The organism is Methylibium sp. (assembly GCF_013817365.1).
Lineage (GTDB): Bacteria > Pseudomonadota > Gammaproteobacteria > Burkholderiales > Burkholderiaceae_C > Methylibium.
In genome coordinates this window covers 1-6,453 of sequence record NZ_JACDCU010000223.1, presented here as the reverse complement: position 1 = coordinate 6,453, position 6,453 = coordinate 1, and the positions used below count along the sequence as shown (strand labels likewise).

The following is a 6,453-nucleotide window of genomic DNA, read 5'->3' as shown; positions in this document are numbered from 1 at the left end:
TCGGCACCGGCCACCATGCGCTTGACGACTTCCTTGCCGCCGTCGGTCTTGAGATTCACGGCGATCGAGCGCTTGTTGCGGTTCATCACCATGAAGGCCGCCGACTCGCCGTTCACCTGCGGCTCTGCATAGCGGCGCGTGTCGTCGCCGCCGGGCAGTTTTTCGACCTTGATGACGTCGGCGCCCATGTCGGCCAGCAAGGTGCCGCAGGTCGGACCGGCCATGATCTGCGCCAGCTCGAGGACTTTCACGCCGGCAAGCGGGCCTTTGTTGATGGGATCGGTCATAGGAAGCGGCAGTTCGGAGGATCGGGTCATCGGGGATGCAGGAGCCGGAGAACCCCGCAAGTGGAGTGTCACCTCGGCGTGGAGCGCTTGTGAGGCGACGCGGCTTCAGCGGCCTTCGAACGCCGGCTTGGCTTTCTTCAAGAACGCCTGGTAGCCAATGCGGAAGTCTTCGGTGTCGTAGCAGCGAAAGCCTTCGTCGAGTTGCGCCTCGGTGAGCGGCGCCCCGGCTTCGATCTCGCGCGCGAACTGCTTGTGCCAGCGGGCGACCAGCGGCGCGCCGGCGGCAATGCGGCGCGCCGTGGCATAGGCCTCGGCGGCCACCTGCTCGTCGGCCACCACGCGGTTGACCAGCCGCTTGTCCAGCGCCTCGCGCGCACCGAACACGCGGCCTTCGAGCAGGATCTCCATCGCCACCGCGCGGCCGGCCAGCTTGATCAGCGCGCCGAGCTCCGCATGCGCCATGACCAGCCCGAGCTGGTTGATCGGCACGCCGAAGCGGCTCGATTCGCCGCAGATGCGCAGGTCGCACAGCGCGGCGATCTCCAGCCCGCCGCCGACGCAGATGCCCTGGATCAACGCCACGGTCGGGTGCCGGCAATCGGAGATCGCCGAGAGCGCTCCGTGCAGCACCTGACCGTAGGCCTTGCCCTGCTCGAAGTTGCTGCGCTCGCCCTCGAACTCCGAGATGTCGTTGCCCGGCGCGAACGACTTGCCGCCCGCGCCGCGCAGCACCACGCAGCGAACGGCGTCGTCCGCCGAAAGCTCGCGCATCGCGTGGCCCAGGCGTTGCCACATCGGCTTGGTCAACGCATTGAGCTTTTCCGGCCGGTTGAGGACGACGGTGGCGATGGCGCCGTCGCGTTCGATCAGGATGTGTTCGTTCATCGCAGACTCCGCAGGTTGCCTCAGCGGTAGAAGTACTCGACCGGCGCCATGACGATCCCCGGTGCGTAGGTCACCAACATCAGCACTGCCACCAGCACGCCGATGAAAGGCAGGTTGACCCGGCTCACGGCCCAGATGTCGGCCTTGGCGATCGAGCACGAGGCCATCAGCACGCTGGCCACCGGCGGCGTCTGCTGGCCGATGCCCAGGTTGAGCGTGACGATCAGGCCGAAGTGCACCGGATCGATGCCCACCGAATTGACCAACGGCATGACGATCGGCACCACCAGGATGATGGCCGCAGCCGAATGCAGGAACAGGCCGATGAGCAGGAAGAAGACGTTGAGCAGACCGAGCACCGCATAGCGGTTGTCGGTGATCGACGACATCCAGGTGGCGAGCTGCTGCGGCATCTGCTGCTCGGTGAGGTACACGCCGAGCAGGGCCGACGCAGCCACCAGCAGCATCACCGTGGCGGTCTGCGTGGCGCCTTCGATCATCGAGGCGTAGAGATGCTTGAAGTCGAGCTCGCGGTAGATCACCCCGCCGATGAAGAGTGCGGCCAGCACGGCCAGCGCCGCGCCCTCGGTGGCCGTGACCACGCCGCCGAAGATGCCGCCCAGGATGATGATCGGCAGCAGGAAGGCCCAGGCCGCGTCCTTGAAGGTCTTGCGCACGTTGGCCCAGGCGAACGCCTCTTCCACGGGGTAGTTGTAGCGCCGCGCGTACCAGTAGGCCAGGCCCATCATGCCCAGGCCGCCGAGCACGCCGGGAATGATGCCGGCCACGAAGATCTGCACCACCGAGGCGTCGGCCATCACCGCGTACAGGATCATCGGGATCGAGGGCGGGATGATCACCGCCAGCGTCGCCGACGACGAGGTGATGGCCGCGGCGAACTCCTTCGGGTAGCCCCGCTTCTTCATCGCCGGGATCAGGATCGAGCCCATCGCGGCGACGTCCGCCACGGCCGAGCCGGAGATCTCGGCGAAGAACATCGAGGTGCCGATGTTGACCATCGCCAGCCCGCCCTTGACGAAGCCGAACAGTGCCGAGGCGAAGGCGATCAGCCGGCGCGACAGGCTCGACGAGTTCATGATCGCGCCGGCCAGAATGAACAGCGGAATGGCCAGCAGCGGAAAGCTCGTGGCGCCGGAGAACATGACGATGGCGGCGTTGAGCAGCGAATCCATGCCGCCGGAGAACACCATCGCCCCCATCGCGACGACGCCCAGCGCCACCGCGATCGGCACGTTGAACAGGATCAGGCCCACCAGGGCCAGGAACATGAAGGCGACGATCATTGCAGCGCCTCGGCGACGGCCTTCTGCTCGGCATCGACGATGCCGCGGCCGCGCGCCTGTTGCAGGACCTCGGGCAGGCTGAGCAACTGGGCGATGATGAACAGCGCCCCGCCGATCGGGATGACCGACTGCGTGAGCTGCGTCGGCACGTTCGGCAGGCTGACCATGGTGTCGCCCTCCAGGATGCGCAGCACCTCGAAGCCGTAGAAGGTGAGCAGGCCGAAGAAGCCGATCACGCAGACCTCGCCGAACAGCACCGCCGGCACGCGCCACCGCGGCGGCATGGCGTTGACCATTCCAGGAAATCCGATGTGGGCGCGCTTGAGCGCAGCGAGAGCGGCACCGTAATAGGTGAGCCAGGCCAGCATGATCGAAGCACCCTCGTCGTACCAAACGACCGCGATGCCCAGCTTGCGGCAGAGCACGCCGAACAGGATCATCACGGCCAGGCTGCCGAGCAGGAAGATGACGAAGGCGGTCAGCGCCCGGTCGAAGGTGGTGCGGAGGGAGTCGAACACGATGCGGCGTTTTCCGTGAAGGCAGACAGAAGGCTTTGCTCACCGGCCCCCGACACGCAGTGCGGAGGCCGGCGAAGGATCACAAGCCCTTGCCGAGCGCGATGGCCTTGTCGACCAGCTCGCCGCCGGCCGGCACTTCCTTGCCGAAATCTTCATAGACCGACTTGCTGGCTTCGATGAAGGCGTCCTTGTCGGCCTCGTTGACCTGCATGCCGCCGGCCTTGAGCTTGGCCAGCAGATCGTCGTCGAGCTTGGCGGCCTGCTCGTACACGTAGGCCTGCGTTTCCTTGGCGGTCTTCTCGAGGATGGCACGCACGTCGGCCGGCAGGCCCTTCCACTTGCTCGCGCCGATGGCGAGATAAGCGGGGGTATAGACGTGGCCGGTCAGCGAAAGGTGCTTCTGCACTTCCTGGAACTTGGACGAATAAATCTGCGTGAGCGGGTTCTCCTGGCCATCCATCACGCCCGTCTGCAGCGCCACGAACACTTCCGACAAGGCCATCGGCGACGGGTTGGCGCCGTAAGCCTGGAACATCTTCACGCGCCACTTGCCCTGCGGTACGCGCAGTTTCATGCCGCCCAGGTCGGCCGGCTTGACGATGGCCCTGCCGCTGGTGGTGATGTGCCGAAAACCGTTCTCCCACACGGCCAGCAGCTTGTAGCCCTTGGCCTCGGCCATCGGTGCCAGCGTCGGCCACACGACGTCCTTCTCGATCTTTTGCATGTGCTCGCGGTTCTTCACGAGGTAGGGCATCTCGAACATGCCGAAGGCATCGACCTCGGACGACATCACGGTGGAAGGCAGCGAGAACTCGAGCGTGCCGAGGCGCAGCTTTTGCATCATCTCGCGGTCGCCGCCGAGCTGGCTCGAGCCGAACACCACCACCTTGGCCTTGTCGCCCAGCGCCGCGTTGGCGCGGCGCGCGAACTCGTTGGCCGACAGCTCGAACAGCGAGCCGGGGCCGCCCACGTGGCCGAGCTTCAATTCGGTTTGCGCCTGGGCGGGTAGGGTGAAGCTGCCGGCGATCAGCATCGCGCACGCTGCAAGGGTCTTTCTCATGGTTTGTCTCCTGGTCGAGGGGCTGGGGCCGGCTCGGGGTGCAGCCGGTTCGTCGTGAAGAGGGGTCTGGGTCGGACCGCGAAGCCCGGCGAGAAAGCGTCTTTGCATGCCGGTGACCGATGGGGCCGAGGCGTTCGTCCGCTCACGCCGCCGCGAGCAGCGGTTGCTGCTGCGGATGCGCGGCGAAGTGGTCCATCGCGCCCTGCACGCCGCTCGCGGCGAGCTTGACGCCGGCGAGCTTGAGCCCCATCTCGCAGCCGGCCAGCGCCGCCATCAAGGTGAGGTCGTTGCAGTCGCCGAGATGGCCGATGCGGAACATGCGGCCCTTGAGCTTGCCCAGGCCGGTGCCGAGCGAAAGATCGAAGCGCTGGTGAATGAGCTTGCGCAGAGCGTCGGCATCGACGCCCACGGGGGTGACCACGCCGGTGAGCACGGGCGAATACACGGCCGGATCGGCACACTGGATCGGCAGACCCCATGCACGCACCGCCGCACGCACGCCCTCGCCCCAGCGCCGGTGGCGCTCGAACACCGCCTGCAGCCCGCCGGTGGCCGGGTCGAGCAGCAGGTCGAGCGCTTCGGAAAGACCGTAGAGCAGGTTGGTGTTGGGCGTGGTCGGCCAGTAGCCGGTCCGGTTCGTCTCGAAGATCTCGTCCCAGGCCCAGAAGGCCTTGGGCAACGTGGCCGTCTTGCTGGCCGCCAGCGCCTTGGCCGACACAGCGTTGAAGCTGATCCCCGGCGGCAGCATGAGGCCCTTTTGCGAACCGCTGATGGACACGTCGATACCCCATTCATCGTGGCGGTAGTCGGCGCTCGCCAGACCCGAGATGGTGTCGACGAGCAGCAGCGCCGGGTGCCCGGCGGCATCGATGGCGCGGCGCACGGCGGGGATGTCGGAGGTCACGCCCGTCGAGGTCTCGTTGTGCACCACGCACACGGCCTTGATGGCGTGCACGGTGTCGGCGCGCAGGCGCTGCTCGATCAGCTCGGCCTGCACGCCGCGCCGCCAACTGGCAGGCAGACTGGTCTCGGCGTCGGTGCCGGGCAGCGCGATGAACTCGGGCTTCAGACCGAGACGCAGCGCGAGCTTTTGCCAGAGCGCGGCGAACTGCCCGCCTTCGTACATCAGCACCGCGTCGCCGGGGCTCAGCGTGTTGACCAGCGCCGCTTCCCAGGCCCCGGTGCCCGAGGCCGGATAGATCGCCACCGGGCCACGCGTCTGGAATACCCGGCCAATGCCGGCGAGCACCTTGAGCCCGAGCTGCGCGAACTCGGGCCCGCGGTGGTCGATGGTCGGCAGGCTCATCGCCCGCAGGATGCGATCGGGCACCGGGCTGGGGCCGGGAATCTGCAAAAAATGACGGCCGGTGGGATGGTGGTCGAGCGCGATCATGAACATCTCCGTGAAGGCATCCAGTTTTGCATACAAAGCATTGCTGTCAAGAGGGCGGACCTGTAGTGTTCGGGTTTGACCGGGTGCTTTTTTGAATACAAAATAAGCCGGCACAAAGGAAGTCAATGGCCGACATCGTGGCAATCCCGGGTCAGGTGCTGCACCAGCAAGTGGCCGTGCGGCTGCGCCAGCGCATCGTCGAAGGCGAGATCGCACCGGGCGCGAAGCTCAACGAGCGCGAGTTGTGCGAGCAGTTGCAGGTGTCGAGAACGCCGCTGCGCGAGGCGGTTCGCATGCTGGCCGCCGAAGGCCTGGTCGAGCTGCTGCCCAACCGCGGCGCCGTGGCCACCCAGCTCTCGGAGCGGGACGTGGCCGACACCTTCGAGGTCATCGCCGGCCTGGAGGCGCAGTCGGGCGAACTCGCCGCGCAGCGCATCGATGCCGCCCAGCTGGCCGAAATACGCGCGCTGCACTACGAAATGCTCGCAGCCCACACGCGGCGCGACCTGTCCACCTACTACCGGCTCAATGCGCTGATCCACAACGCCATGAACCAAGCCGCCGGCAATGCCGTGCTCACGCACACCTACCGCACCGTCAACGCGCGCCTGCAGGCCCTGCGCTTTCGCTCCAACTTCGACGAGCGCAAGTGGCTGCACGCGGTGCAGGAGCATGAGCGGATGGTCGAGATGCTGAGCACGCGCGACGCCGCCGGGCTGCGCACGCTGATGGTTCAGCACCTGATGCACAAGCGCGATGCCGTGCTCGAACTGATGCGCACCGCCGCCGAGCCCACGGCCAAGACGGCAGCCGCGCGAGCACCTCGCAAGGCGCGCGCATGAACGCGCCGCTGCGGGCACAGGCGCTGAGCGGGCCGACGCCTGCGCCCTCCGCCGTCAGGCGCATGAGCCCCGGCACGGCAGAAGCCGCCGAGCTGGGCCGCCGCCTGGCACTGGAGACGCAGGGCGAAGTGTTGTTCGATGCGGCCTCGCGCGGCCGTTATGCG

The 6,453-nt window shown here is 67.0% G+C and carries 7 protein-coding genes; 1 reads left to right on the top strand and 6 read right to left on the bottom strand.

Features of this window, described 5'->3' with window-relative positions:
- From H0W38_RS13715 to H0W38_RS13690, 6 genes are all read right to left on the bottom strand, one after another.
- On the bottom strand, positions 1–287 hold a 287-nt coding region (locus tag H0W38_RS13715; RefSeq protein WP_292454966.1), incomplete at its 3' end, for a CoA transferase.
- A gap of 105 nt (positions 288–392) precedes the next feature.
- The gene (locus H0W38_RS13710; protein WP_292454964.1) at positions 393–1,172 is read right to left on the bottom strand and encodes an enoyl-CoA hydratase-related protein; all 780 of its coding nucleotides are present in this window, start codon (positions 1,170–1,172) and stop codon (positions 393–395) included.
- Between the two features lie 20 nt (positions 1,173–1,192).
- Positions 1,193–2,476 carry a TRAP transporter large permease gene (locus tag H0W38_RS13705; RefSeq protein WP_292454963.1) on the bottom strand — a complete coding sequence of 428 codons (1,284 nt, stop codon included), beginning with the start codon at positions 2,474–2,476 and terminating at the stop codon, positions 1,193–1,195.
- On the bottom strand, positions 2,473–2,994 hold the full coding sequence (locus H0W38_RS13700) for a TRAP transporter small permease (RefSeq protein WP_292454961.1): 522 nt from the start codon (positions 2,992–2,994) through the stop codon (positions 2,473–2,475). The genes H0W38_RS13705 and H0W38_RS13700 overlap by 4 nt, the downstream gene beginning before the upstream one ends.
- A gap of 79 nt (positions 2,995–3,073) precedes the next feature.
- On the bottom strand, positions 3,074–4,054 hold the full coding sequence (locus tag H0W38_RS13695) for a TRAP transporter substrate-binding protein (protein ID WP_292454959.1): 981 nt from the start codon (positions 4,052–4,054) through the stop codon (positions 3,074–3,076).
- 142 nt (positions 4,055–4,196) lie between these two features.
- Positions 4,197–5,447, bottom strand: coding sequence for an aminotransferase class V-fold PLP-dependent enzyme (locus H0W38_RS13690; protein ID WP_292454958.1), 1,251 nt, complete (start codon positions 5,445–5,447; stop codon positions 4,197–4,199).
- A gap of 125 nt (positions 5,448–5,572) precedes the next feature.
- Between H0W38_RS13690 and H0W38_RS13685 the strand changes: the two genes are divergently transcribed.
- Positions 5,573–6,289 (top strand): GntR family transcriptional regulator, encoded by a 717-nt coding sequence (locus H0W38_RS13685; RefSeq protein WP_292454955.1) that lies wholly within the window; start codon positions 5,573–5,575, stop codon positions 6,287–6,289.
- The last annotated feature ends 164 nt before the right edge of the window (positions 6,290–6,453 follow it).